Source organism: Streptomyces sp. NPDC046985 (assembly GCF_040644415.1).
Classification (GTDB): domain Bacteria; phylum Actinomycetota; class Actinomycetes; order Streptomycetales; family Streptomycetaceae; genus Streptomyces.
This window is the reverse complement of sequence record NZ_JBEYWK010000026.1, coordinates 61,977-87,549: the sequence shown is the minus strand read 5'-3', so window position 1 is coordinate 87,549 and position 25,573 is coordinate 61,977. Positions and strand designations below refer to the sequence as shown.

The following is a 25,573-nucleotide window of genomic DNA, read 5'->3' as shown; positions in this document are numbered from 1 at the left end:
CGCCTGTCGGACGTCCGCAAGAACGGCACGATCCCCTACCTGCGCCCGGACGGCAAGACCCAGGTCACCATCGAGTACGACGGCGACAAGGCCGTGCGCCTGGACACGGTGGTCGTCTCCTCCCAGCACGCCTCCGACATCGACCTGGAGTCGCTGCTGTCGCCCGACATCCGCGAGTTCGTCGTCGAGCCGGAGCTGCGGGCGCTGCTGGACGACGGCATCAAGCTGGACACCGACGGCTACCGGCTGCTGGTCAACCCCACCGGCCGGTTCGAGATCGGCGGCCCGATGGGCGACGCGGGCCTGACCGGCCGCAAGATCATCATCGACACCTACGGCGGCATGGCCCGCCACGGCGGCGGGGCCTTCTCCGGCAAGGACCCCTCCAAGGTCGACCGCTCGGCCGCCTACGCCATGCGCTGGGTCGCCAAGAACGTCGTGGCCGCCGGCCTGGCCGCGCGCTGCGAGGTCCAGGTCGCCTACGCGATCGGCAAGGCCGAGCCGGTCGGCCTGTTCGTGGAGACCTTCGGCACCCACAAGGTGGAGCCGGAGAAGATCGAGAAGGCGATCGACGAGGTCTTCGACCTCCGCCCGGCCGCCATCATCCGCGACCTCGACCTGCTGCGCCCGATCTACTCCCAGACCGCCGCCTACGGCCACTTCGGCCGCGAGCTGCCCGACTTCACCTGGGAGCGCACCGACCGCGTCGACGCGCTGCGCGAGGCCGTGGGGCTGTAGGACCGCAGGCCCGTCACACGGCGCCAGAGCGCTTCCCGGCCCGGCTCTCCACGGGGGAGCCGGGCCCGCGCGTGCCCAGGGACGGGGGCGGGCGGGCGCCGACTGTCAGTGCGCTTTGGTAAGAATGCAAGCGTGAGCAGCGAGAACGGAGCGGGGGACGGCGGCGCCGACGGGGCGCCGCCGGAACAGCTCGCGCTCATCCGCGACAGCGTGCGCAAGGCGAAGGAGCCCCGGGCCAAGCCCCGGACCTGGCGTGGCGCCGCGCTCGCCGAGCGGTTGCCCGTGGCCCGGGTGCTCGTCGACAAGGGCGTGCTCCACCTCGACCGCTACTTCGACTACGCGGTGCCCGCCGAGCTGGACGCCGACGCCCAGCCGGGCGTGCGGGTGCGCGTGCGGTTCGGCGCCGGGCGGCGCCGGGTGCGCGACGGCCGGCGCGAGGGCGGCGGCCTCATCGACGGCTTCCTGATCGAGCGCCGGGCCGAGTCCGACTACTCCGGACCGCTGGCCGCGCTCGCCCAGGTGGTGTCGCCCGAGCCCGTGCTGAGCGAGGAACTGCTGAGCCTGGCCCGAGCCGTCGCCGACCGGTACGCCGGAAGCCTCGCCGACGTGCTCCAGCTCGCCGTCCCGCCGCGCAGCGCACGGGCCGAGCAGCGGCCCTCGCCCCCCGCGCCCCCGCCGCCCGCCGCCCCGGACCCCGGCTCCTGGGCCCGCTACGGGCACGGGGCCGCCTTCCTCGGCGCGCTCGCCTCCGGCGCCGCGCCCAGGGCCGTCTGGACCGCCCTGCCGGGACCGGAGTGGAGCGGGGAACTGGCCCGCGCCGTCGCCGCGACGCTGGCCTCCGGGCGGGGCGCGCTCGTCGTCGTCCCCGACGGACGCGCCGCCGCCCGGGTCGACGCCGCGCTGACCGCGCTGCTCGGCGAGGGACGGCACGCCCTGCTCACCGCCGACGCGGGCCCCGAGAAGCGCTACCGGCAGTGGCTGGCGGTCAGCCGGGGCGCCGTGCGCGCCGTCGTGGGCACCCGCGCCGCCATGTTCGCCCCGGTGCGCGACCTGGGCCTGGTCGCCCTGTGGGACGACGGCGACGACAGCCTCGCCGAGCAGCACGCGCCCCAGCCGCACGCCCGCGAGGTGCTCCTGCTGCGCGCCGCACAGGACAAGTGCGCCTTCCTGCTGGGCAGTTGGAGCTGCACCGTGGAGGCCGCCCAGCTCGTCGAGAGCGGCTGGGCGCGGCCCCTGACGGCGTCCCGGGAACAGGTGCGAAGGACGGCGCCCTTGGTGCGCACCGTCGGCGACACCGACCTCGCCCGGGACGAGGCGGCCCGCGCCGCGCGGCTGCCCTCGCTCGCCTGGCAGGCGGCCAGGGAGGGGCTGCGGCACGGCCCAGTGCTGGTGCAGGTGCCCCGGCGGGGCTACGTGCCGCGGATGGCCTGCGCGCAGTGCCGGGCGCCCGCCCGCTGCCGGCACTGCGCGGGCCCCCTCCAGGGCCAGGACGGCGGGCTGCCGCGCTGCGACTGGTGCGGGCGGGACGAGTCCGCCTGGCACTGCCCGGAGTGCGGCGCGTTCCGGCTGCGGGCCCAGGTCGTCGGGGCCCGGCGGACCGCCGAGGAGCTGGGCCGGGCCTTCCCCGCCGTTCCGGTGCGCACCTCCGGGCGGGAGCACGTGCTGGACACCGTCCCCGCGGCGCCCGCCCTGGTCGTGAGCACCCCCGGCGCCGAGCCGGTGGCCGAGGGCGGCTACGCGGCGGCGCTGCTGCTGGACGGCTGGGCCATGCTGGGGCGGCCCGACCTGCGGGCGGGCGAGGACGCGCTGCGCCGCTGGATCGGGGCCGCCGCGCTGGTCCGGCCGCAGGAGGCGGGCGGCACGGTGGTCGTGGTCGCCGAGCCGACGCTGCGGCCCGTGCAGGCCCTGGTGCGCTGGGACCCCGCCGGGCACGCCGTGCGCGAGCTGGCCGAGCGGGCCGAACTGGGCTTTCCCCCGGTGTCCCGGATGGCGGCCGTGACCGGCCCGCCGGAGGCGGTCGCGGACTTCCTGCGGGCGGTCGAGGCGCCGCCCGAGGCGCAGGTGCTGGGGCCCGTCCCGCTGCCGGTCGTCCCGCCCGGACGCCCTCGCCGGACCGGCGCGCCCCCGCCCGGGGAGCAGTGGGACCGGGCGCTGATCCGCGTCCCGCCGGGCAGCGGCGCCGCCCTGGCCGCCGCCCTGAAGGCGGCCCAGGCCGCCCGCACGGCCCGCGCGGGCGGCGCACCGGTGTGGATCCGCGTCGACCCGCCGGACATCGGCTGACGGGCGGGCGTCGGCTGACGGCCCGGCATCGACTGACGGTCCGAAATCGGTTGACGGCCTGACGTCGGCCGACGGTCCGACCTCGACTGACGGCCCCCGCGAGGCCGGGCGGAAAGGCGGGAGGACGCCGGCCGGTGGGTGGGGCGTCAGCCGTTGCGCGGGCCCGGGAACACGCGGGGGCGCACGTCGCCGCGCAGCGACGCGCTGCCCGCCGTCGGCTGGGTGGGCATGGAGCGGGCCGCGGGGACCGCGGGCGCCATCGGCGCCGCGGGGTCGGCCTCGACGTCGACGTCGACCGCGCGGCCGGCCGCCGTCTCCGCCGCCCGCTCCGCCTCGGCGGCCGACTGCGCGGCGGCCCGGCGCGCGCCGTAACGGCGGTGCACCGCCTGCTTGGTGACGCCGAGCGCCGAGCCCACGGCGTCCCACGAGAAGCCGAGCGAGCGGTCGAAGTCCACGGCGGCGGTGACCAGGGTCTCGACGCTGTCCCGCAGTTCCTGCGCGAGGCGCACCGTCGGCGCCGGGGCGCGGCCGTAGACGACGAAGCCGGTGGCCGGGCCGGAGCGGCGCGGGCGGTAGACGTTGCCCAACTGGGCGGTGAGCGTGCGCAGTGCGTCCACCTGCCGACGGACCCGCTCGATGTCCCGCACCAGCAGATGCAGGCTCGCCCGGGCCTGGGCGTCGTGGGTTGCGTGGTCGGCCATGAACAAGCCTCTCGAACCGGCGTGCGAAGGGAACGGGCCGCGCGGGCAGCCCCTGGGTGGTCAACTCCGTCTTGACCAACGCGCCTCCGCGCCGCTGGTCACGGGGTGGGGGCGCAAGGGCCTACGCGTACGCCCCCGTCGCGGGGGACGTCGCGCCCTCGCGGTGGGGACGTCGCGCCCTCGCCCTCCGCCGTGCCGTGGCCCAGGCCAGGGCCATAGACTGATGCGCCGCCGCGTTCCCGCCCCTGACCGAGAGGCCCGCATCCGCCCATGAAGCTCGTCTTCGCCGGCACCCCCGAGGTCGCCGTGCCCGCCCTGGACGCCCTGCTCGCCTCCGGACGGCACGAGGTGGCCGCCGTCGTCACCCGCCCCGACGCGCCGGCCGGACGCGGGCGCCGGCTGGTCGCGAGCCCGGTCGCCGAGCGGGCCGAGGAGGCCGGCGTCGAGGTGCTCAAGCCGGGGCGGCCGCGCGACGCGGAGTTCCAGGAGCGGCTGCGTCAGATCGCCCCGGACTGCTGCCCCGTGGTCGCCTACGGCGCCCTGCTGCCCCGGACCGCGCTGGACATCCCCGCGCACGGCTGGGTCAACCTGCACTTCTCGCTGCTGCCGGCCTGGCGCGGGGCGGCGCCCGTGCAGCACAGCCTCATGGCGGGCGACGAGATCACCGGCGCCTCCACCTTCCTGATCGAGGAGGGCCTGGACTCCGGTCCGGTCTACGGCACCCTCACGGAGCCGGTCCGCCCGGCCGACACCAGCGGCGACCTGCTCACCCGCCTCGCCCTCGCGGGGGCCGGGCTGCTCGTCGCGACCATGGACGGCATCGAGGACGGCGCGCTGAAGGCCGTGCCGCAGCCCGCCGAGGGCGTCACCCTCGCGCCGAAGATCACCGTCGAGGACGCCCGGATCGACTGGGCCGCCCCCGCCCTGCGCGTGGACCGCGTGGTGCGCGGCTGCACCCCGGCGCCCGGAGCGTGGACCGCGTTCCGCGGCGAGCGGCTCAAGCTGATCCAGGTCGCCCTCGCGCCCCAGCGCGCTGACCTCGCCCCGGGCGCGCTGGCCGTCGGCAAGAACAGCGTCCACGTCGGCACCGGCTCCCACGCCGTCGAACTCCTATGGGTACAGGCCCAGGGCAAGAAGCCGATGCGAGCGGCGGACTGGGCCCGCGGCGTGCGCATCGCGGAGACCGAGACCCTGGGGGTCTGACCCCCCTCTCCCTGGACCCCCCTGGACGGCCCCGCGCTCCGGCCCATGGCCCGGCGTGGGCGTGCGCACCGCCGGGACGGGACCGGGGGGCGGACCGTCCCCCGACGACGGCCGACCCCGGTCCGCAGGCCGTGCGGCGCCCGGAGCGCCGCGGAGGAGTCTCCAGAGCCTGATCGCCCGGACGGCGGCCGGTTCCCGCCCGTGAACTGGCGCGGAATGCACGCCGCCGGGGGCAGGGCCCCAGGGGCGTCGTGGGGGCGGGACCCGGGGTCCGAGGGGCGGGACCCGGGGTCCGACCGTCTCGACGGTGGCCGTCCTGGGTCCGTAGGCCGTGTGCGCCGTACCCACGGGGAGTCCCTGGAGCCTGACTGTCAGCGCGGTGGCGGGCCACCGCACAAGGCCGGTGCGGCGGGCGGGGCGTCAAGGGGGATACGCCGACCGCCGACCGCCCCGACGGCGGCCGGGTCCGGCCCGTAGGCTGGGAGGCGATCCGTGCACAGCACATCCGTGCGCGGCGCGTCAGCGGCCGGAGCACCGGCGCGCGGCGGCCGCGGACAGCGCACCCAGACATCCGGAGCACCTTTCCCGTGAGCGAGACCCCCCGCAGGCCCCGCAGGCCCGCCAAGCCCTACCGCCGCCCCCAGAAGGACCCGGTCCGCATCCTCGCCTTCGACGCGCTGCGCGCCGTGGACGAGCGGGACGCGTACGCCAACCTCGTCCTGCCGCCGCTGCTGCGCACGGCCCGCGAGAAGGGCGACTTCGACGCACGGGACGCGGCGCTCGCCACCGAGCTGGTGTACGGCACGCTGCGCCGGCAGGGCACCTACGACGCGATCATCGCCGACTGCGTGGACCGGCCGCTGCGCGAGGTCGACCCGCCCGTCCTGGACGTGCTCAGCCTGGGCGCCCACCAGCTCCTCGGCACCCGCATCCCGACCCACGCCGCCGTCTCCGCCACCGTCGAGCTGGCGCGGGCGGTCCTGGGCGACGGGCGGGCCAAGTTCGTCAACGCCGTGCTGCGCAAGGTCGCGCGCGACGACCTCGACGGGTGGCTGGAAAAGGTCGCCCCGCCGTATGACGAGGACCCCGAGGACCACCTCGCCGTCGTCCACTCGCACCCGCGCTGGGTCGTGTCCGCCCTGTGGGACTCCCTGGGCGGGCCGCGCGCCGGCATCGAGGAGCTGCTCGCCGCCGACAACGAGCGGCCCGAGGTGACCCTGGTGGCCCGCCCCGGCCGGACCGACCCCGAGGAGCTGCTGCGCGAGGAGGCCGCCGTGCCGGGCCGCTGGTCGCCGTACGCCGTCCGGCTCACCGAGGGCGGCGAGCCGGGCTCCGTGGCGGCCGTGCGCGAGGGCAGGGCCGGCGTGCAGGACGAGGGCAGCCAGCTCGTCGCCCTCGCCCTGGCCGGCGCTCCGCTCGACGGACCCGACGAGAGGTGGCTGGACGCGTGCGCCGGCCCCGGCGGCAAGGCGGCCCTGCTCGCCGCCCTGGCCGCGGAGCGCGGAGCGTTCCTGCTCGCGTCCGAGAAGCAGCAGCACCGGGCCGGACTCGTGGCCAAGGCGCTGGCGGGCAACCCCGGGCCGTACCAGGTTCTCGCCGCCGACGGGACCCGCCCGGCCTGGCGGCCCGGCAGCTTCGACCGCGTCCTCGTCGACGTGCCCTGCACCGGGCTCGGCGCGCTGCGTCGCCGCCCCGAGGCCCGCTGGCGGCGGCGTCCCGAGGATCTGGCGAACTTCGCCCCCCTCCAGCGCGGGCTGCTGCGCACGGCGCTGGAGTCCGTGCGCGTCGGCGGCGTCGTCGGCTACGCCACCTGCTCGCCGCACCTGGCCGAGACCCGCGCGGTCGTCGACGACCTGCTCAAGCAGTCCCCCGGCGCCGAGCTGATCGACGCGCGCCCCCTGCTGCCCGGCGTCCCGGCTCTCGGCGACGGCCCTGACGTGCAGTTGTGGCCGCATCTGCACGGGACCGACGCGATGTACCTGGCGCTCCTGCGCCGCACCGCCTGACCCCGGGCCCCACACCGGGACCACGCCGGGACCAGGCGAGGACCACGCCGGGACCGGCCAGGATCACGCCGGAACCAGGCCAGGATCACACCGGGTCCGCAGGCGCAGTCGTCCGCACGGGGTCCCGCTGCCCGATCCGGCCTGTTTCCGTCGAAAGACCCCCGCCTGAGAACGAGATCCGGCCGGTTCCGGACCGTTCCGGCCGCCGCGGCCGGATCCGATCGGGACCGGTCCCGGATCCGGCCGGGCGCCGAGGCGAACAACCGTGCTCGGACATGGCAGTCTTGGGGCATGGCCGTGCAGATCAACCCCAGCATCCTGTCCGCGGACTTCGCGCGCCTCGCCGAGGAGGCGAAGGCGGTCGAGGGCGCCGACTGGCTCCACGTCGACGTGATGGACAACCACTTCGTCCCCAACCTCACGCTGGGCGCACCGGTCGTGGAGTCCCTGGCCCGTGCGACGGACACGCCGCTGGACTGCCACCTGATGATCGAGGACCCCGACCGGTGGGCCCCGCAGTACGTCGAGGCGGGCGCCTCCTCGGTCACCTTCCACGCGGAGGCCGCACGGGCGCCCGTACGCCTGGCCCGGGAGGTCCGCGCCAAGGGCGCCCGCGCCGCGATGGCCCTCAAGCCCGCCACCCCGGTCGAGCCCTACGAGGATCTGCTCCCCGAACTGGACATGCTCCTGGTCATGACGGTGGAGCCGGGCTTCGGCGGGCAGGCGTTCCTCGACATCACGCTGCCCAAGATCCGCCGCACCCGGGAGCTGATCCGCAAGCACGGCCTCCAGCTCTGGCTCCAGGTGGACGGCGGGGTGTCGGCCACGACGATCGAGCGCTGCGCCGAGGCGGGCGCGGACGTCTTCGTGGCCGGCTCCGCGGTCTTCGGGGCGGACGACCCCGCCGAGGCGGTGCGCCGGCTGCGCGCCCAGGCCGAGACGGCCGCCGCCCAGGCGTCCTGGGCGTGCGACCACTGAGCATCGCGTACGTGAACGGCTCTCATCGAGGCCGTTCGAGAGCGCCGGATCTGCGAGGATGAACGGCGAGTGCAGAGCGTGAACACCAGAGTGTGAACAGCAGTGAGGAGATCGCCGTGTCGGGTATGTCGGCGGGCCGGTCAGCAGTGCGGATGGGGCCCGCTGAGCTGGTGCAGGCGGCGGCCATGGCCCGCCGCTTCTACCTTGAGGGCAAGTCCAAGATCCAGATCGCCGAGGAGTTCGGCGTCAGCCGCTTCAAGGTGGCCCGGGTCCTGGAGACCGCCCTCGAACGGGATCTCGTGCGCATCGAGATCCGTGTCCCCGCCGAGCTGGACGCCGAGCGCTCCGACGCGCTGCGCGCCCGCTACGGCCTGCGGCACGCCGTCGTGGTGGAGTCCCCGGCCGAGGCCGAGGAGACCCCCGACCCGGAGAACCTCGGCGAAGTCGCCGCCGACCTGCTGGGCGAGCTGGTCAACGAGGGCGATGTGCTGGGTCTGGCCTGGGGCCGCTCCACCATCCACATGGCGGCGGCCCTGGACCGGCTGCCCCCGTGCACGGTGGTGCAGCTCACGGGCGTCTACGACGCCGGGACCGCCGAACGCGGCTCGGTCGAGGCCGTCCGCCGGGCCGCCCAGGTCTCCGGCGGCGACGCCCACCCCATCTACGCGCCGATGCTGCTGCCCGACGCGGCCACCGCCGCCGCGCTGCGCCACCAGACGGGCATCGCGCGGGCCTTCGAGTACTTCGACAAGGTCACGGTCGCCTGCGTGTCCATCGGCTCCTGGGAGCCGGGCATCTCCACGGTGCACGACATGCTCAGCGACGAGGAGCGCGCGCACTACGCCTCGCTCGGCGTCGCCGCCGAGATGTCCGCGCACCTCTTCGACGCCCAGGGCCGCCGCATCGGGCGGGACCTGGGGGAGCGGTGCATCACGGTCAAGGCCGACCAGTTGCGCCGGGTCCCCGAGGTCGTCGCCATCGCGGGCGGCCAGCGCAAGGCGCCGGCGATCGACGCGGTGCTGCGCTCCGGTCTCGTCACCAGCCTGGTCACCGACACCTCGGCCGCCGACGCGCTGCTGGCGGCCGGACCCGCCCCCAAGGCCGCGCTGAACCGGACGGACCCTGACGGGACCTGACGGCGGGTCCCGGCGGGGCGGGCGTGGGACCATCGTCGCCATGCTGCTGCGGTCCGTCCCCCGTGCGCTCGCCGGGCTCCTCGTCGCTCTCGCCGTCCTGCTGGCCGGCTGCTCCGCCTCCGGACCGGCCCCCTCCGGCGCCGCGACCTCGGGACCGGCGTCCCCGGGTCCGCACGTCCCAGCCCTCGCGACCCCGTCGTGGGCCCAGGGCCTGGGCGTCGTCCGGGAGTCCGCGCTGCCCGCCGAGGCGCGGCGCACCCTCGGTCTCATCGACCGCGGCGGCCCCTTCCCGTACAGCCAGGACGGGGTCGTGTTCGGAAACTTCGAGCGACGGCTGCCCCAGCGGCCGCGCGGCTACTACCACGAGTACACCGTGCGCACCCCCGGTTCGCGCGACCGCGGCGCCCGGCGCATCGTCACCGGGCAGGGCGGGGAGATCTACTACACCGACGACCACTACGACTCGTTCCGGGCGGTGCTGAAGTGAGCGAAGACCTGGCGGACCGGCTCCTGCTCACGCTGGACCTGGACGGCGTCACGGACAAGGCGGCCCTGATGGACCGGGCCGCGCGGGTGCTGACCCTGCCCGGCTGGTTCGGCCGCAACTGGGACGCGCTGGCCGACTCGCTCGGCGACCCCTCCCTCTGGCCGGCGCCCGGCGCCGAGCGGGGACTGCTGCTCGTCGTACGCGGCTGGCAGGCGTACGCCGAGGCGGCGCCGGGGGAGTGGCGGACCGCCCGCGAGGTGTTCGCCGAAGCGGCCGACCGCACACCGGAACTGGCCGTCGCCCTCGACCTAGGAGGAACTTCCTAGCACCCCTGGGCCGCCCTGGACGTTGTGCCAGGATCTCGCGGCGGCCGCGTCGTGGGACAATGAGGTACGTGCTCTTTCCCCCTGGCGGACCTGCCCGGGGGTCGCCTCTGATCGACTGGGATGTGCAGCACGTGCGTTTCCTCAACGACACCCGGCCCGCCTACGACCTGACCTACGACGACGTGTTCATGGTGCCGAGCCGCAGCGCGGTCGGCTCACGCCAGGGCGTGGACCTCAGCTCGCCGGACGGCACGGGCACCACCATCCCGCTCGTCGTCGCCAACATGACGGCCATCGCCGGACGGCGCATGGCCGAGACGGTGGCCCGCCGCGGCGGCCTGGTGGTCATACCGCAGGACATCCCGATCGACGTGGTCACCGACGTCATCTCCTGGGTCAAGAGCCGCCACCTGGTGCTGGACACCCCGATCATCCTCGCCCCGCACCAGACCGTCGCCGACGCCCTGGCCCTGCTGCCCAAGCGGACGCACAACGCCGGCGTGGTCGTCGACGCCGAGCGGCGCCCCGTCGGCGTCGTCACCGACACGGACCTCACCGGCGTCGACCGCTTCACCCAGCTCGAAGTCGTCATGAGCAAGGACCTGCTGCTGCTCGACGCGGGCATCGACCCGCGCGAGGCGTTCCACACCCTCGACGCGGCCAACCGCCGCTACGCCCCCGCCGTCGACGAGGACGGCAGGCTGGCCGGCATCCTCACCCGCAAGGGCGCCCTGCGCGCCACCCTCTACACCCCGGCCGTCGACGCGCGCGGCAGGCTGCGGGTCGCCGCCGCCGTCGGCATCAACGGCGACGTGGCGGGCAAGGCCGGGCAGCTCCTCGCGGCGGGCGTGGACACCCTGGTCATCGACACCGCGCACGGCCACCAGGAGTCGATGATCAGCGCGGTCAAGCTGGTCCGCGACCTCGACCCCCGGGTGCCGCTCGCCGCCGGCAACATCGTCTCCGCCGAAGGCGTCAGGGACCTGATCGAGGCGGGCGCGGACATCGTCAAGGTCGGCGTCGGCCCCGGCGCCATGTGCACCACCCGGATGATGACCGGCGTCGGCCGGCCGCAGTTCTCCGCCGTGCTGGAGTGCGCCGCCGAGGCCAGGAAGCACGGCAAGCACGTGTGGGCCGACGGCGGGGTCCGCCACCCGCGCGACGTCGCCATGGCGCTCGCGGCCGGCGCGTCCAACGTGATGATCGGCTCCTGGTTCGCCGGGACGTACGAGTCGCCGGGCGACCTCCAGCAGGACGCGAACGGGCGCCTGTACAAGGAGTCCTTCGGCATGGCCTCCGCCCGCGCCGTGCGCAACCGCACCTCGGAGGAGTCGGCCTACGACCGCGCCCGCAAGTCGCTGTTCGAGGAGGGCATCTCCACCTCCCGGATGTTCCTGGACCCGGGCCGGCCGGGCGTGGAGGACTTGATCGACTCGATCATCGCGGGAGTCCGCTCCTCCTGCACCTACGCCGGTGCGAACTCCCTGGAGGAGTTCGCCGAGAAGGCCGTCGTCGGCATCCAGAGCGCGGCCGGCTACGCCGAGGGCAAGCCGCTGCACGCGAGCTGGAGCTGAGCCGGAACCCCTCCCCAGCGGCCCCGGGCCGCCCGGCCCCGTCCCGGCGACGGAAGGCGGCCCCCTGCGGGCGGCCCCCGCGCGGCGGGGGCCGCCTCCACGCGGCCCCCGCCGCCGCAACGACCCTTTGGCCCCGCGCAAGGCTGCTGCATTACGCTTGCGAAGCGCCGCCCCCAGGGTCGGCGCTGTACGTGGCGTGGCAAGGACCCGCTCGCAGGGTCTCCGCAGGCCGGGGCGCCGCCGTCCCCGCCGCTTTCGAAGCCGTAGCGACAAGGAGCCGCGCGTGCTCGACGAAGGCGCACCCCAGCACGACCGCACCGCCCCCGCCCGGATGTCCGCCGGTGCGCGGCTGATGGCCGTGGTGGCGCTGCGCCGACCCGCCCGCGGATGCACCGCACTTTCCGGGTGCCGCTGTCGCCGGTGCTGCCCGCGGTGGGCTTCCTGCTGTGCGTCTGGATGAGGGGCAGCCTGTCCGGCGACACATGGGCGGTGTTCGGAATCTGTACGGCGGTCGGCCTCGTGATCTACTTCGGGTACGGCAGCCGCCGCTCCCGTCTCGCGACGGCCGAGACGGCGGCGCAGACGTGACCCGCCCCGAAGAAGTGACCCGGACCCCGTGCTGAACGATCTCGACGAACGCATCGTGCACGCCCTCGCCGAGGACGCGCGCCGCTCCTACGCGGACATCGGGCAGATCGTCGGCCTGTCCGCGCCCGCCGTGAAACGGCGGGTGGACCGGCTGCGCGCCACCGGCGCCATCACCGGCTTCACCGTCCGCGTCGACCCGGCGGCACTGGGCTGGGAGACCGAGGGCTTCGTCGAGATCCACTGCCGCCCCAACACCTCGCCGGAGACCATCCAGCGCGGCCTGGAGCGCTACCAGGAGGTCGTGGCCGCGTCCACCGTCACCGGGGACGCGGACGCCGTCGCCCAGGTCTTCGCCGCCGACATGCGGCACTTCGAACGCGTCCTGGAACGCATCGCGGGCGAGCCCTTCGTGGAGCGCACCAAGTCCGTGCTCGTCCTCTCCCCGCTGCTGCGCCGCTTCTCGTCCGGCTCGCCGACGTAACGGCCCCAGCGCCGGCGGCCTGGGCGGCCCCTCGCCCTCCTCACCCTGGCACGCAACGAATCGCCGCCATGGCGGCCGCGGACGCAACGATCCGCGCACCGGCGCGCAACGGCTTCCGCTTGTCCGTCCGCGGCGCGCGACCGTACCTTCTAAGCGACCCCCCGACACCACCCCTGACCGGTGAGGATTCCGCATGCGCACCGCCCTGCTCCAGAGCTCCGGCCGGCCTGGCTCCGTCGCCGAGAACCTCAAGGTCCTCGACGACGCCGCCGCGCGCGCCGCCGCCGCGGGCGCCGGGCTGCTGGTCGCGCCGGAGATGTTCCTGACCGGCTACGCGATCGGCGACGACGTCGCCCGCCTCGCCGAGCCCGCCGACGGCGACTGGGCCGACGCCGTCGCGGAGATCACCGGGCGGCACGGCCTGGCGATCGTCTACGGCTACCCGGAGCGGGACGGCGCCGCCGTGTACAACTCCGCGCAGCTCGTCTCCGCCGAGGGCGTGCGCCTGGCCGGCTACCGCAAGACGCACCTCTTCGGCGGCTTCGAGCAGGGCCAGTTCACCCCGGGCGAGCGGCAGGTCGTGCAGGCCGAGCTGAACGGGCTCACCGTCGGCATCCTGATCTGCTACGACGTGGAGTTCCCGGAGAACGTCCGCGGCCACGCCCTCGCGGGCACCGACCTGCTCGTCGTGCCCACGGCGCTGATGCACCCCTTCCAGTTCGTCGCCGAGTCCGTCGTCCCGGTACGGGCCTTCGAGAGCCAGATGTACGTCGCCTACGCCAACCGGACCGGCCGGGAGGGCGAGTTCGACTTCGCCGGGTGCTCCGTCCTCGCCGCGCCCGACGGGGTCGCCCGCGCGCGGGCCGGGCGGGACGAGGAGCTGATCGTCGCCGACGCCGACCCGGCCTTCCTCGCCGCCTCCCGCGAGGCCAACCCCTACCTGCGCGACCGCCGCCCGGCCCTCTACGGGTCCCTGGTCTGACCGCCGCGCCCGGCCCCGCCCCGCTCCCACCGCCCTCCCCCTCAGCACTTCAGCACTTCGCGCAAGGAGTCCGTACCCCATGACGTCCACGGTGCCCAACGCCGTCGAGCACGCCGACGAGCAGCAGCCGCCGATCACCATGTTCGGCCCGGACTTCCCCTACGCCTACGACGACTTCCTCGCCCACCCGGCGGGCCTCGGCCAGATCCCCGCGACCGAGCACGGCGCCGAGGTCGCGGTCGTCGGCGGCGGCCTCTCCGGCGTCGTCGCCGCCTACGAGCTGATGAAGATGGGCCTCAAGCCGGTCCTCTACGAGGCCGACCAGATCGGCGGCCGGCTGCGCACCGTCGGCTTCGAGGGCTGCGACCCGTCGCTGACCGCCGAGATGGGCGCGATGCGCTTCCCGCCGTCCTCCACGGCGCTCCAGCACTACATCGACCTCGCGGGCCTGACGACCCAGCCGTTCCCCAACCCGCTGGCCGAGACGACCCCCTCGACGGTCGTCGACCTCAAGGGCGAGTCGCACTACGCCGAGACCGTCGACGACCTGCCGCAGGTCTACCGGGACGTCGCCGACGCGTGGAACAGGTGCCTGGAAGAGGGCGCCGACTTCTCCGACATGAACCGCGCCCTGCGCGAGCGGGACGTCCCGCGCATCCGCGAGATCTGGGCGAAGCTGGTCCAGAGGCTCGACAACCAGACCTTCTACGGCTTCCTCTGCGACTCCGAGGCGTTCAAGTCCTTCCGGCACCGCGAGATCTTCGGCCAGGTCGGCTTCGGCACCGGCGGCTGGGACACCGACTTCCCGAACTCCATCCTGGAGATCCTGCGCGTCGTCTACACCGAGGCCGACGACCACCACCGCGGCATCGTCGGCGGCTCCCAGCAACTTCCGCTGCGGCTGTGGGAGCGGGAGCCGGAGAAGATCGTCCACTGGCCGTACGGCACCTCGCTGAAGTCCCTGCACACGGACGGCGAGCCGCGCCCGGCCGTGACCCGGCTGCACCGCACCGCGGGCAACCGGATCACCGTGACCGACGCGGACGGCGACATCCGCACCTACCGGGCGGCGATCTTCACCGCCCAGTCCTGGATGCTGCTGTCCAAGATCGCCTGCGACGACGCGCTCTTCCCGATCGACCACTGGACCGCCATCGAGCGCACCCACTACATGGAGTCCAGCAAGCTGTTCGTGCCGGTGGACCGGCCGTTCTGGCGGGACGAGGCGGTCGACGACCAGGGCAACCCGACCGGTCGCGACGTGATGTCGATGACCCTGACGGACCGGATGACCCGAGGGACGTACCTCCTGGACGACGGCCCGGACAAGCCCGCCGTGATCTGCCTGTCCTACACCTGGTGCGACGACAGCCTGAAGTGGCTGCCGCTGTCCGCGAACGAGCGGATGGAGGTCATGCTCAAGTCGCTGTCGGAGATCTACCCCGGCGTGGACATCAGGCGGCACGTCATCGGCAGCCCGGTGACCGTGTCCTGGGAGAACGAGCCCTACTTCATGGGCGCGTTCAAGGCCAACCTGCCCGGCCACTACCGCTACCAGCGGCGCCTGTTCACGCACTTCATGCAGGACCGGCTGCCCGAGGACAAGCGGGGCGTCTTCCTCGCCGGCGACGACGTCTCCTGGACGGCCGGCTGGGCCGAGGGCGCCGTCCAGACCGCGCTCAACGCGGTCTGGGGCGTCATGCACCACTTCGGCGGCGCGACCGACGCGGCCAACCCCGGCCCCGGCGACGTGTACGACGAGATCGCGCCCGTAGAACTCCCCGAGGACTGAGCGGGCGCCGGGCGGCCGGGCCTCACACCCCGGCCGCGCGCGCCCTCTCGTACACCTCGGCGGCGACGTCCCGCAGCTCCAGGACGTCCCGCGCGGTGCTCTGGAGGTCGACGAGGATCTCCTCCATGCCGATCCCGGCGTACGCGAGCAGATCCTCGGCGATCTGGTCGGCGCCGCCCTGAAAGGCCCGCCGGTCCGCGCCCGCGTAAGGCTGGCGCGAATAGCGGGCGTTGGCCCGCAGCACGGTCCGGATCGGCTGCTGCCGGCCGCGCTCGGCGGCCAAGTCCTGCAACGCGTGCCAGTCGGCGGCGACCTCCCGGACGCTCGTGGCCACCGGCAGCCAGCCGTCGGCGTGCTCGACCAGCCGTTCACGCGCCTTGCGAGCGCCGGCGGCCAGCAGGAGGGGAATGGGCCGGGCCGGCTTGGGGCCGACCACGGCCGAGTCGATCGAGACGATCCGCCCGGTATGCCGCACCGGGTCCGGCCCCCACACCGCCCGGCAGACGTCGATCACCTCGTCCAGCACCCGGCCGCGCTCCTTGATCGGCCGGATGCCCGAGGCCGCGTACTCGTCCAGGGACCAGCCGGTGCCGAACCCCGCGACCACCCGGCCGCCGCTGGCCGCGTCCAGCGAGGCGAGGGCCTTGGCGAGCTGGAACGGCGCATGCAGCGGGGCCACCAGCACACTGCTGCCCAGCTCCACCCGCGTGGTGGCCGCGGCGGCCAGGGTGAGCGTGACCAGCGGGTCGGCCACGTGCCGGTAGGAGTCGGGCCAGGGCATGCCCTCGATGCCGTACAGCCCCTGGGCGGCGGGCTCCGGGACCAGGGCCCGCTCGTACACCCACACGCTGTCGTAGCCGATGTCCTCGGCGGTGCGGGCCACCGAGGGCACGTCCCGGCCGAGGTCGTACTGCCGGTTCTGCGGAAGGCCGAGTCCCAGACGGATCGCCATGGCGTGCGCTCCTTCGTGATCGCGGGTGTCCACCGATGAACGGAGCGTGACCGGGGAGAGTTCCCGGCCGCCGGGTGCGCTTCGGCGGGCCGCGCACCGACTCGACCGGCGGACTGGGACTGGGGACTCGCACGGGGGATTCGACCGACGGACTCGGACAGGGATGTCGGCGGGCCGACTCGGACCGCGGGCTGGGACGGTTCGCGGGCCGGGGCGGCTCAGTCCGGCAGCGGGGTGAGCATCAGGCGCCCGGCGAAGCCGACCGCCGCGTCCAGCCGCTGCGCGAACTCCTCGGCCACGTCCGGGACCCGGCGCAGCGCCCACAAGGCCCGCGCGGACGACCAGGCGGCGTCCCTGGCCCGCTCCAGGCTCCACGCCCCGAGCAGATGGGTGAGCGGGTCGGCGACCTGGAGCAGGTCCGGGCCCGGCATCAGATCCTCGCGCACCCGCTCCTCCAGTGCCGCGAGCAGGTCTCCCACACGGTCGAAGTCGCCCTCCAGGTCGGCCGGTTCGCACTCCAGCTCGGTGCAGGCGTCGACCACCGCGAGCGCCAGGTCGTGACCGATGTGCGCGTTGACGCCCGCCAGCGCGAACTGAAGCGGCCGGACGCCGGGATGCCGGCGCAGTTGCAGCAGCGGACGCCAGCAGGCGGGCGCGCGCCGCCCCCGCGCCGCCGCGTCCACGGCGGACAGGTAGCGCTCGGCGAACCGCGCGTCGAGCGCCGCCGCGGCCCGGGGGTTCGCGAACCGCCCCGCCGCCAGCCGCTGGTCGACCGCTTCCGTGACGGCGAGATAGACCCGGTTGAAGACCGCGATCCCGTCCCGCTCCGGCAGCGTCTTCGCCAGCGCGCGCATCCGGGCGAGGACGGCGTCCACGCTGTCCGCGCCGTCTGCGCCAGCCACGCTGACCGTGCCGTCCACGTTGTCCGGGCCGCCCGAGTCGTCACCGTCGTACTTGCCGACGGGGCCGACGGGACCGGCCAGGCCGAGGGTGAGGTGTACCGATTGCCCCATGGAGGCAGCGTCCCAGCCTCAGCCCGGCCCGGGGGCTGACGGCCCCGGTGCTTCCCCAGAACGGGGGAACGCGCCCCCGGAAGCCCGGAAGCCCGGAAGCCCGGAAGCCCGGAAGCCCGGAAGCCCGGAAGCCCGGAAGCCCGGAAGCCCGGAAGCCCGGAAGCCCGCGGGAGCGGGCGCGGCGGTCGGCAGCCGGGCGCCGCGGCTACGGCTTGGTGCGCCAGGGACCGGCCTGCGCCGACGCGCTTAGGCACACTGTCCGAAACCCATTGTCGGGCGCGCCGAGGGCTGACCAGCGCCTTCCCCGCGCCGAGGACGCTGAGCGCCCGCTTAGGATGGGGAGGTCCGCCCCCTTTCGCCCGCACGCCCAGGAGCCCTCCGTGACCGCCGAAGCCCCCGTCGCCCCCGCCCCCTCGCACAGCCGGCTGATCCCCGTCACGGTGCACTTCGACGACCTGGACGCGCTCGGGCTGCTGCACAACGCCCGCTATCCGGTGCTGGTGGAGCGCGCCTGGACCGAGCTGTGGCAGGAGCACGGCTTCCGCTTCGAGGGCGACTGGGCCGCCGCCGGGGACGTCTGCAACGCGGTCAGGGAACTGCGGATCGCCTACCAGGCGCCGGTGAACCGGCCGGGCGCGTACGCCGTCCACCTGTGGCTGGAAAGGCTCGGCACCACAGGGCTGACGTACGGCTTCCGGTTCTGCTCGGCCGACGGCGCGACGACGTACGCGCACGGCGCCCGGGTGCTGGTCCGGCTGGATTCCGAGACCCTGCGGCCCGCGCCCTGGAGCGAGGAGTTCAGGGCCGTGGGCCGGGAACTGCTGCGCGCGGCGGACTGACCGCCCGCGAGCGGTCCCGGTCGCCCGCCCGCAGCACGCCCGCGAAGGCGACCAGACCGCACGCGAGCACGGTCACCAGGCCGAACGACACCACCAGGCTGGTCGCCTGGGCGAGACCGCCGATCGCGCTGGGCGCGACCAGCCCCGAGGCGTAGGTGATGGTCGCGACACCGGCGATGGCCTGGCTCGGGTTCGGCCCGCTGCGCCCGGCCGCCCCGAAGCACAGCGGCACGACGACGGCGACGCCGAGGCCGATCAGCGCGAAGCCGGTCATCGCCGCCGCCGGGCGCCCGGCCGAGACGACGAGCAGCCCGCCGACCACTGCCAGGACGCCGCCCGCCCGCACCGTGCGCACCGAGCCGAACCGGTCCACCGCCCGGTCGCCCGCGATCCTGGCCACGGCCATGGTCAGGGTGAAACCGGTGGTGCAGGCCGCGGCGAGCCCGGCGGACGCCTCCAGCCGGTGGCGCAGGTAGACCGCCGACCAGTCCAGGCTGGCCCCTTCCGTGAACACCGCGCAGAAGCCCACGGCGCCGATCAGCAGCGCCGGCCTCGGCGGCAGCGCGAACCGCGGCGGCGGCGCCTCGTCCTCGCCCGGCGCGAGGTCGAGCACCCAGGCGCAGGCGACCAGGCCCAGCACGGTCAGCACGCCGGCCGCCACGGCGTGGTGCAGGCGCGCGTCCGCTCCCAGGTCGGCGGCGAGCGTCCCGGCCGCCGAGCCGACCACGGCGCCTGCGCTCCACAGGCCGTGCAGGCCGGACATGATCGAACGGCCGAGCCGGTTCTCGACCTCCACGCCGAGCGCGTTCATCGCGACGTCCGCCATGCCCGACGAGGCGCCGTAGACGAACAGGGCCACGCAGAGGGCGGGCAGATTCGGGGCGAGCGAGGGCAGCGCCAGGGACGCGGTCCACAGCGCGAGCAGCCCCCGCAGGGCCGTGCGGCCGCCGAAGCGGTGCGTGACGCGGCCCGCGAGCGGCATCGCCACGGACGCGCCGAGCGCGGGGAAGGCCAGGGCGAGGCCGAGCTGCCCCGCGCCGATCGAGGCGTGCTCCTGGATCCACGGCACCCGGGTCGCGAACGAGCCGGTGACCGCGCCGTGCACGGCGAAGACGGCCGCCACGGCGTACCGGGCGCGCCGCACCGCGCGCTGATCGTGGGCCCTCGCGGTCATGTGTCCGGCCTCTCCTGCGTCCCGGGGCGCCGACGGGCTGGGGCGCCCCGGCGCGGCCGCGCCCTGTCGTCGCACTCCGAACGCGGGGAGGCGGGAGTCCGACGACAGGGCGCAGGGGCGTCCGCACGCCCCGCCGTAAATTATCAGGGTCCCTTCCTGATAGGCAGGGGGGAGACGGGCCCCACCGTGCTCCGCCGATCTGGGAGGATCCCCGGCATGCCCGCATCCCCGAGCACCGCGAGGGCCATCAACGACCGGTCCGCGCTGCGGCTGTTGCAGCAGGAGGGGCCGCTGACGGCCGGGCAACTGAAGCAGCTCACCGGCCTGTCCCGGCCCACCGTCGCCGACCTGGTCGAACGGCTCACCGTCTCCGGCCTCATCACCGTGGTGGGGGAGTCGGGGGAGCAGCGGCGAGGACCGAACGCGCGGCTGTACGGCATCGTCGCCGACCGCGCCCACCTGGCCGCCCTGGACGTGCGCACCGACGGCGTCTCCGTGACCGTGTCCGACCTGCTCGGCCGGGAACTGGCCGCCGCCTCGGCGCCGATCCGCGGCGAGACGGGGACCGGCCCGGCGGTGGAGCAGGCGGTCGCGCTGGTGGAGCGGGTCGCGCGAACGGCCGGCGCGGCCCACGGCGGGCACGGCCGGGCCGGGAACCGGCTGCACACCGTCGGCGTCGGCGCGCCGGGGCTCGTCGACCCGGTCACGGGCGAGCTGCGCGACTCCACCGGCCTGCCCGCCTGGCACCGGCGACTGGCGGCGGCGCTCCAGGAGCGGCTGCCCCGGGCCCGGGTCATCGTCGAGAACGAGACCAACCTGGCGGCCCTGGCCGAGCAGCGGGACGGCGCCGCCCGCGACCGGGACACATTCGTCCTGCTCTGGCTCGGCCACGGCACCGGCGCGGCGGTGGTCCTGGAGGGCACGCTGCGCCGCGGCGCCTCCGGCGGCACCGGAGAGATCGGCTTCCTGCCGGTGCCCGGCACCGCGTGCCTCCCCTCCGCGACGGACTGCGCGGGCGGCTTCCACTCGCTGGCCGCGTCCGCGGCGGTGGCGGAGCTGGCGCGGGCGCACGGGCTGGCGCGGGGCGGCGGGCCCGGACTCGGACCAGCGGCGGCGGAACCGGTGCGCCAGGCCGCGGCGGCGCCTGATTCCGCCGGGGCCGCCGCCTTCCTAGACGCCCTCGCCGACCGCGTCGCCCTCGGCGCCGCCTCCGCGGTGGCCGTCCTGGACCCCGGATGCGTGGTCCTCGGCGGAGAGATCGGGCAGGCCGGCGGCGACGCCCTCGCCGCGCGGGTGGCGCGGCGGGTGGCCCGGATGTCGCCCCTGCCCACCGAGGTCCGCGCCAGCGCGCTCGGCGGCGCGGCGGTGCTGCGCGGCGCACTGCTCACCGCCCGCGACCGGGCGCAGGACGAACTGTTCGCCCCGGCCGCGCATCTGCCCTGGCAGCCGCGGGGCTGACCTGGCCGCCTGCGGCGCGCTGCGGCGGGCTCTCGTCCGGCCCGGCTCTGGCGGCGGGAGGGTGACCGCTGGCGGGGCCAGCCGCCGGTCCTCGTTCGACTCGGACCCGGTAGCGGTGAGGCTGACCTCTGGCAGGGGCGTCGTCGTCCGGCTCAGTCCCGGTGGCGGCGAGGGCGACCCGCTGGTGGGGGCGGGAGTCGTCGTCCGGCTCAGTCCCGGCAGCAGTGAGGCTGACCGCTGGTGAGGCGGGCGCATCCCGGTCGGTTCCGGCGGTCGCGGGGATGCCCTGGAGGGCCCCCAGTGCGCGGCCGATTCTCCGCCCGGCTCGACCCCGGTAGCGGCGAGGGCGCCCCGCTGGCAGAGGCGGCCGCTTCCGGTCGGCTCCGGTCCCCGGGCCGTCCCGGAGGATCACCCCCGGTGCGCCGCCGATCCCGCTCCCGGCTCGGTTCCGGCGACGGGCGGCTGACCGCCGGTTCCGAACCGTGCCGTCAGGTACTCCTCGAACGTCCGCTTCCCCACCGCCCGCGACGGCGCCAGGTGGCCGCCTTCTCGGAAGGCGCGGTAGGTCCTCCCGCCCAGAGGCACGCCCAGGACCGGGCGGCGCCGGGGCGTGGCCCGGAGGTAGGCGCGCGCCAGGGACTCGACGGCGCGGACCTCGGGGCCGCCCACATCGGGGACCCGGCCCGCCGGTCCGCCCGCCGCCAACTCGGCCAGTGCGGCGGCGACTTCGCCTACGTCGACCGGCTGGTCGCACACCCCGGCCGGGAGCAGCACGACCGGCGCCCTGGCCAGCGGCTGGAACAGGCTCACCAGGAGATCGTGGAACTGGGTCGCCCGCAGCACGGTCCAGCCCAGGCCGGAGTCCTCGATCAGCCGCTCCACGGCGTACTTGGTCCGGTAGTAGCCGAGAGGCACCCGGTCGACGCCCACGATGGAGACGTACAGCAGGTGCGCCACCCCGGCCGCGCGGGCCGCCGCGATCAGGTGGGCGGCCGCCTCCTCGTCCCCGCCCCTGGGCGAACTCGCGCAGTGCACGATCGTGTCCGCGCCCGCGACCGCCGCGTCCAGGGCCGGGCCGCCGGTGCGCAGATCGACGGCGTACGGCGGGGTACGGCGGCTGAGCACCCGTACCTCGTGGCCGTCCGCGCGCAGCCGCTCCACGACGGGCCGGCCAAGGGTTCCGGTGCCGCCGGTCACCAGGATCGTGCTCATGCCGCTCAGTCCCTCCGGACGCCGGCGCCCCCGGTGGACGCCTCTCGCCAGCCAGGACCGGGCAGACCCGAGCCCCGGCGCGCCGGTCCGCCGCGCTCGCGCCGGCCGGCGCCGTACGACGTCACGCTAGTGCCGTGACCGGAAAACTTCACCGGCACCCGGCACCCGGCACCCGGCACCCGGCGCCCGGCACGCGACGCCCGGCGCGCGACGCCCGGCACGGCGCCTGACCGCGTCGTCGCACAGCCCGAGTGCATCCCGCACGCGGGCAGTCGCATCCGTACGCGGGCAGTCGCACCCCGCACGCGGGCAGTGCTCCGCCGTGCGACGCACCGCTCCGCACCGGACGCCGCGAGATTCCCGGCGCGCCTTCGGCGCACCTTTCCGGCCACAGCGTCAGCCGCCGGTACGCGGCCCCGCGCACCCGCGCGTTCCACGAAGTGCCCGGCCGTCCGGCGCTCCCCGGCCCGCCAGAGGTGAACCGGCCCTTCCGGCTGGCCTGTTGACGCTTTGGTCTAGTCCATTTAGGGTCTGACTCCTGCACAGACCGGTCCGGCGGCGGTGACGACGGCCCTTGCCCGCCGCCGGGCCTCACGACCGCGCGCCCGCGCACCACCGCGCCACCGCGCGGGCGCGCGAGGCGCCACCGCCGGGTCACCCCCTGTGAGCCACCCCACACTCGGCGCCCCCCCTGGACGCCGGACGGGCGTGGCACACTGGCCCTGTACCAACAGCAGCGCACTCCGGGGTCGGTGAAAGTCCGAACCGGCGGTTACAGTCCGCGACCCGGTCGCTTCCAGCGGCCGGTTGACCAGGTGAAATTCCTGGACCGACGGTTAAAGTCCGGATGGGAGGCAGTGCGCGGCGGGCGAGCACGCACAAGTGCGCGCGCCGTCGACAGGGTCCGCCGCACGGCGGTCCCCTTCACGGCGACGTCACCCAAGTGCTCTCGCTCGCGTTCTCTGTCCTCAGCGACAGCCCCGGAGTCCGTGCCCGAAGAGGCAGGAGGACCCGGGAAGTGTTCACCGGAATCGTCGAAGAGCTGGGCGAGGTCACCGCCGTCGAGGACCTCGGCGACGCGGCCCGCTTCCGCCTCCGCGGCCCCGTAGTGACCGAGGGCGCGCGGCACGGCGACTCCATCGCCGTGAACGGCGTCTGTCTCACCGTGGTGGAGCACACCGGCGACGAGTTCACCGCCGACGTCATGGCGGAGACCCTGAAGCGCTCCAGCCTCGGCGCCCTCGCCGTCGGCTCCCGCGTCAACCTCGAACGCCCCACCGCCGTGGGCGCACGCCTCGGCGGCCACATCGTGCAGGGGCACGTCGACGGCGCCGGCACGGTCCTGGAGCGCACGCCGTCCGAGCACTGGGAGATCGTGAAGATCTCGCTGCCCGGGGAACTGGCCCGCTACGTCGTGGAGAAGGGCTCCATCACCGTCGACGGCATCAGCCTCACCGTGGTCGAGGCGGGCCCGGACTTCCTCACCGTCAGCCTCATCCCCACCACCCTCGCGTTAACCACCCTCGGCCACAAGCAGCCCGGCGACCCGGTCAACCTGGAGGTCGACGTCGTCGCCAAGTACGTCGAGCGGCTGCTCGGCGACCGCGTGCGGCCGGTCGGCGGCGACACGGGGGAGGCCGGCCGGTGAACTGGCTCAACTCCGAGGCGTTCACCGCGTTCGACCAGCACATCAAGTGGTCGGACATGATCGGCAACGTCATCGGCCTGCTCGGCCTGGCGTTCGGCTGGCGCCGCTCGCTGTGGAGCTGGCCCACCCAGTTTCTCTCCGGCCTGATCCTCTTCGCCGCGTTCGCCACCGCCCACCTCTCCGGCAGCGCGGGCAAGCAGATCGTCGTTATGGTCGTCGCCGTCTACGGCTGGCAGCAGTGGCGCCGGTCCCGGGGGCAGGCGGCGGACGGCGACATCGCCGTCCGGTTCGCCACCTGGCGCGAGCGGGCCGTGCTGCTCGGCGGCGCCGCCCTCGGCACGGTCGCGGTCGCCGCCCTCTTCCACGCCTACCCGTCGCTGTCGTGGGACCCCTGGCCCGACGCCTACATCTTCGTCGGCACCGTCGTCGCCATGTACGCCCAGGCGCGCGGCATGGTCGAGTTCTGGTTCGCCTGGCTGCTCGTCGACGCCGTCGGCGTGCCGCTCAACTTCGCCAACGGCTTCGCCTTCTCCGGCTTCGTCTACGTCATCTACGGCGCGCTCGTCCTGTGGGGCCTGCGCGACTGGTGGCTGCGCTCCCGCCGGACCGCGCGGCCCGTCCCGGAAGGAGCGCCCGCATGACCGCGGCATCCGTTCTGCGCAGCACCGCCGACTCCGCCCACGCCTCCGTCGCCTCCCGAGCCGGCGCCGCCGCCGGTCCCGGCGGCGCGTCCGGCGCGGCCGTCCTCGACGCCATCGTGCTCGACCCGGTCGAGCGGGCCGTCGCCGACATCGCGGCCGGCCGCCCGGTCGTCGTCGTCGACGACGAGAACCGCGAGAACGAGGGCGACCTCGTCATCGCCGCCGAGAAGGCGACCCCCGAGATCGTCGCCTTCATGATGAGCGAGTGCCGCGGCCTGATCTGCGCCCCCATGGAGGGCGGCGAGCTGGACCGGCTCCGCCTGCCCCAAATGGTGGCGGAGAACACCGAGTCGATGAAGACCGCGTTCACGGTCTCCGTCGACGCCTCGGCCGACCACGGCGTCACCACCGGCATCTCCGCCGCCGACCGCGCCACCACGCTCCGGCTGCTGGCGAGCGGCGCCGCCGAGCCCGGCGACCTCGTCCGTCCCGGCCACGTCTTCCCGCTGCGCGCCCGGCCCGGCGGGGTGCTGGTCCGCGACGGCCACACCGAGGCCGCCGTCGACCTCGCCCGGCTCGCCGGACTGCGCCCGGCCGGCGCCATCGTCGAGATCGCCGGCGAGGACGGCCGGATGCTGCGCCTGCCCGAGCTGGTCGTCTTCGCCCGCAAGCACGGCCTGACCATCATCTCCATCGAGGACCTGATCGCCTACCGGCGCGGCAGCGAGCCCACCGTCCGCCGCGAGGCCGAGGTCCGCCTGCCCACCGCGCACGGCGCCTTCACCGCCCACGGCTACCGCTCCACCGCCGACGGCGTCGAGCACGTCGCCCTGGTGCACGGCGAGATCGGAGACGGCCGGGACGTCCTGGTCCGCGTCCACTCCGAGTGCCTGACCGGCGACGTCTTCGGCTCGCAGCGCTGCGACTGCGGCCCCCAGTTGGACGCCTCCCTGGAGCGCATCCAGCGGGAGGGCCGGGGCGTCGTCGTCTACCTGCGCGGCCATGAGGGGCGCGGCATCGGCCTGATGTCCAAGCTGCGCGCCTACGAGCTCCAGGAGCGCGGGCGCGACACGCTCGACGCCAACCTCGAACTGGGCCTGCCCGCCGACGCCCGCGACTACGGCGCCGGCGCGCAGATCCTGCGGGACCTCGGGGTGCGCAGTGTCCGCCTGATGACCAACAACCCCGACAAGAGCGCCGCCCTGACGCGCCACGGCGTCGAGGTCGTCGAGCGGGAGTCGATGCCCGTGCAGGCGGGCGAGCACAACCTCCGGTATCTGCGCACCAAGCGGGACCGGATGGGCCACGACCTGCCCTGGCTGGACACGCCCGCCGTGTCCGCCTGCGGCAACCAGTGAGCCGAA

22 protein-coding genes, 1 pseudogene and 1 riboswitch are annotated in these 25,573 nt (G+C 75.2%); of the genes and pseudogenes, 18 read left to right on the top strand and 5 right to left on the bottom strand.

Features of this window, described 5'->3' with window-relative positions:
* The coding region (gene metK, locus ABZ861_RS28295; protein WP_361635765.1) for a methionine adenosyltransferase at positions 1–738 on the top strand (738 nt) is incomplete at its 5' end.
* A gap of 132 nt (positions 739–870) precedes the next feature.
* Positions 871–3,018, top strand: a complete 2,148-nt coding sequence (locus ABZ861_RS28290) for a primosomal protein N' (protein ID WP_361635763.1) — start codon at positions 871–873, stop codon at positions 3,016–3,018.
* 146 nt (positions 3,019–3,164) lie between these two features.
* Here the strand turns inward: ABZ861_RS28290 and ABZ861_RS28285 are convergent, their stop codons facing one another.
* Positions 3,165–3,719 carry a hypothetical protein gene (locus ABZ861_RS28285; RefSeq protein ID WP_361635760.1) on the bottom strand — a complete coding sequence of 185 codons (555 nt, stop codon included), beginning with the start codon at positions 3,717–3,719 and terminating at the stop codon, positions 3,165–3,167.
* A gap of 270 nt (positions 3,720–3,989) precedes the next feature.
* On the opposite strand from ABZ861_RS28285, the gene fmt reads away from it, so the two are divergent.
* From fmt to ABZ861_RS28230, 11 genes and pseudogenes are all read left to right on the top strand, one after another.
* Positions 3,990–4,922 (top strand): methionyl-tRNA formyltransferase, encoded by a 933-nt coding sequence (fmt, locus tag ABZ861_RS28280; protein ID WP_361635757.1) that lies wholly within the window; start codon positions 3,990–3,992, stop codon positions 4,920–4,922.
* Positions 4,923–5,509: 587 nt separating this feature from the next.
* The gene (locus tag ABZ861_RS28275) at positions 5,510–6,928 is read left to right on the top strand and encodes a transcription antitermination factor NusB (protein WP_361635754.1); all 1,419 of its coding nucleotides are present in this window, start codon (positions 5,510–5,512) and stop codon (positions 6,926–6,928) included.
* A 291-nt stretch (positions 6,929–7,219) separates the two neighbouring features.
* Positions 7,220–7,906 carry a ribulose-phosphate 3-epimerase gene (gene rpe / locus ABZ861_RS28270; protein ID WP_361635751.1) on the top strand — a complete coding sequence of 229 codons (687 nt, stop codon included), beginning with the start codon at positions 7,220–7,222 and terminating at the stop codon, positions 7,904–7,906.
* A 92-nt stretch (positions 7,907–7,998) separates the two neighbouring features.
* Positions 7,999–9,042 (top strand): sugar-binding domain-containing protein, encoded by a 1,044-nt coding sequence (locus tag ABZ861_RS28265; RefSeq protein WP_361635748.1) that lies wholly within the window; start codon positions 7,999–8,001, stop codon positions 9,040–9,042.
* Between the two features lie 40 nt (positions 9,043–9,082).
* Positions 9,083–9,529: a ribonuclease domain-containing protein gene (locus ABZ861_RS28260; protein WP_361635745.1), complete on the top strand. Its 447-nt coding sequence runs from the start codon at positions 9,083–9,085 to the stop codon at positions 9,527–9,529.
* Positions 9,526–9,855, top strand: a complete 330-nt coding sequence (locus ABZ861_RS28255) for a barstar family protein (protein ID WP_361635743.1) — start codon at positions 9,526–9,528, stop codon at positions 9,853–9,855. Before ABZ861_RS28260 ends, ABZ861_RS28255 begins: the two co-directional genes overlap by 4 nt.
* A gap of 131 nt (positions 9,856–9,986) precedes the next feature.
* A complete protein-coding gene (locus tag ABZ861_RS28250) occupies positions 9,987–11,429 on the top strand; it encodes a GuaB1 family IMP dehydrogenase-related protein (RefSeq protein WP_361635780.1) in 1,443 nt (480 codons plus the stop codon).
* A 331-nt stretch (positions 11,430–11,760) separates the two neighbouring features.
* Positions 11,761–12,017 (top strand): annotated as a pseudogene (locus ABZ861_RS28245) (amino acid permease C-terminal domain-containing protein); the annotation flags it as partial.
* A gap of 28 nt (positions 12,018–12,045) precedes the next feature.
* Positions 12,046–12,498, top strand: a complete 453-nt coding sequence (locus ABZ861_RS28240) for an Lrp/AsnC family transcriptional regulator (RefSeq protein ID WP_361635740.1) — start codon at positions 12,046–12,048, stop codon at positions 12,496–12,498.
* Positions 12,499–12,691: 193 nt separating this feature from the next.
* The gene (locus ABZ861_RS28235) at positions 12,692–13,480 is read left to right on the top strand and encodes a carbon-nitrogen hydrolase family protein (protein ID WP_361635737.1); all 789 of its coding nucleotides are present in this window, start codon (positions 12,692–12,694) and stop codon (positions 13,478–13,480) included.
* 79 nt (positions 13,481–13,559) lie between these two features.
* Positions 13,560–15,272, top strand: coding sequence for an NAD(P)/FAD-dependent oxidoreductase (locus ABZ861_RS28230; RefSeq protein ID WP_361635734.1), 1,713 nt, complete (start codon positions 13,560–13,562; stop codon positions 15,270–15,272).
* Positions 15,273–15,294: 22 nt separating this feature from the next.
* On the opposite strand, the gene ABZ861_RS28225 is transcribed toward ABZ861_RS28230, so the two are convergent.
* Both ABZ861_RS28225 and ABZ861_RS28220 read right to left on the bottom strand, forming a co-directional pair.
* The gene (locus ABZ861_RS28225; RefSeq protein ID WP_361635731.1) at positions 15,295–16,224 is read right to left on the bottom strand and encodes a TIGR03619 family F420-dependent LLM class oxidoreductase; all 930 of its coding nucleotides are present in this window, start codon (positions 16,222–16,224) and stop codon (positions 15,295–15,297) included.
* Between the two features lie 218 nt (positions 16,225–16,442).
* A complete protein-coding gene (locus tag ABZ861_RS28220; RefSeq protein ID WP_361635777.1) occupies positions 16,443–17,099 on the bottom strand; it encodes a DUF5995 family protein in 657 nt (218 codons plus the stop codon).
* 518 nt (positions 17,100–17,617) lie between these two features.
* Here ABZ861_RS28220 and ABZ861_RS28215 point away from each other — a divergent pair.
* The gene (locus tag ABZ861_RS28215) at positions 17,618–18,076 is read left to right on the top strand and encodes a thioesterase family protein (RefSeq protein WP_361635728.1); all 459 of its coding nucleotides are present in this window, start codon (positions 17,618–17,620) and stop codon (positions 18,074–18,076) included.
* On the opposite strand, the gene ABZ861_RS28210 is transcribed toward ABZ861_RS28215, so the two are convergent.
* Positions 18,036–19,250, bottom strand: a complete 1,215-nt coding sequence (locus tag ABZ861_RS28210; RefSeq protein ID WP_361635725.1) for an MFS transporter — start codon at positions 19,248–19,250, stop codon at positions 18,036–18,038. The genes ABZ861_RS28215 and ABZ861_RS28210 overlap by 41 nt on opposite strands.
* A gap of 216 nt (positions 19,251–19,466) precedes the next feature.
* On the opposite strand from ABZ861_RS28210, the gene ABZ861_RS28205 reads away from it, so the two are divergent.
* Complete coding sequence (locus tag ABZ861_RS28205; RefSeq protein WP_361635722.1) at positions 19,467–20,708, top strand: ROK family transcriptional regulator; 1,242 nt, start codon at positions 19,467–19,469, stop codon at positions 20,706–20,708.
* A gap of 408 nt (positions 20,709–21,116) precedes the next feature.
* On the opposite strand, the gene ABZ861_RS28200 is transcribed toward ABZ861_RS28205, so the two are convergent.
* Complete coding sequence (locus ABZ861_RS28200; protein WP_361635719.1) at positions 21,117–21,920, bottom strand: SDR family oxidoreductase; 804 nt, start codon at positions 21,918–21,920, stop codon at positions 21,117–21,119.
* A gap of 734 nt (positions 21,921–22,654) precedes the next feature.
* A riboswitch (FMN riboswitch) is annotated at positions 22,655–22,785 on the top strand.
* Positions 22,786–22,938: 153 nt separating this feature from the next.
* Between ABZ861_RS28200 and ABZ861_RS28195 the strand changes: the two genes are divergently transcribed.
* The 3 genes from ABZ861_RS28195 to ABZ861_RS28185 are packed head-to-tail and all read left to right on the top strand — an operon-like array spanning position 22,939 to position 25,567.
* Positions 22,939–23,568, top strand: a complete 630-nt coding sequence (locus ABZ861_RS28195) for a riboflavin synthase (RefSeq protein ID WP_361635717.1) — start codon at positions 22,939–22,941, stop codon at positions 23,566–23,568.
* A complete protein-coding gene (locus ABZ861_RS28190; protein ID WP_361635714.1) occupies positions 23,565–24,209 on the top strand; it encodes a nicotinamide mononucleotide transporter family protein in 645 nt (214 codons plus the stop codon). Before ABZ861_RS28195 ends, ABZ861_RS28190 begins: the two co-directional genes overlap by 4 nt.
* Positions 24,206–25,567 carry a bifunctional 3,4-dihydroxy-2-butanone-4-phosphate synthase/GTP cyclohydrolase II gene (locus ABZ861_RS28185; RefSeq protein ID WP_361635711.1) on the top strand — a complete coding sequence of 454 codons (1,362 nt, stop codon included), beginning with the start codon at positions 24,206–24,208 and terminating at the stop codon, positions 25,565–25,567. The genes ABZ861_RS28190 and ABZ861_RS28185 overlap by 4 nt, the downstream gene beginning before the upstream one ends.
* Positions 25,568–25,573 lie beyond the last annotated feature (6 nt).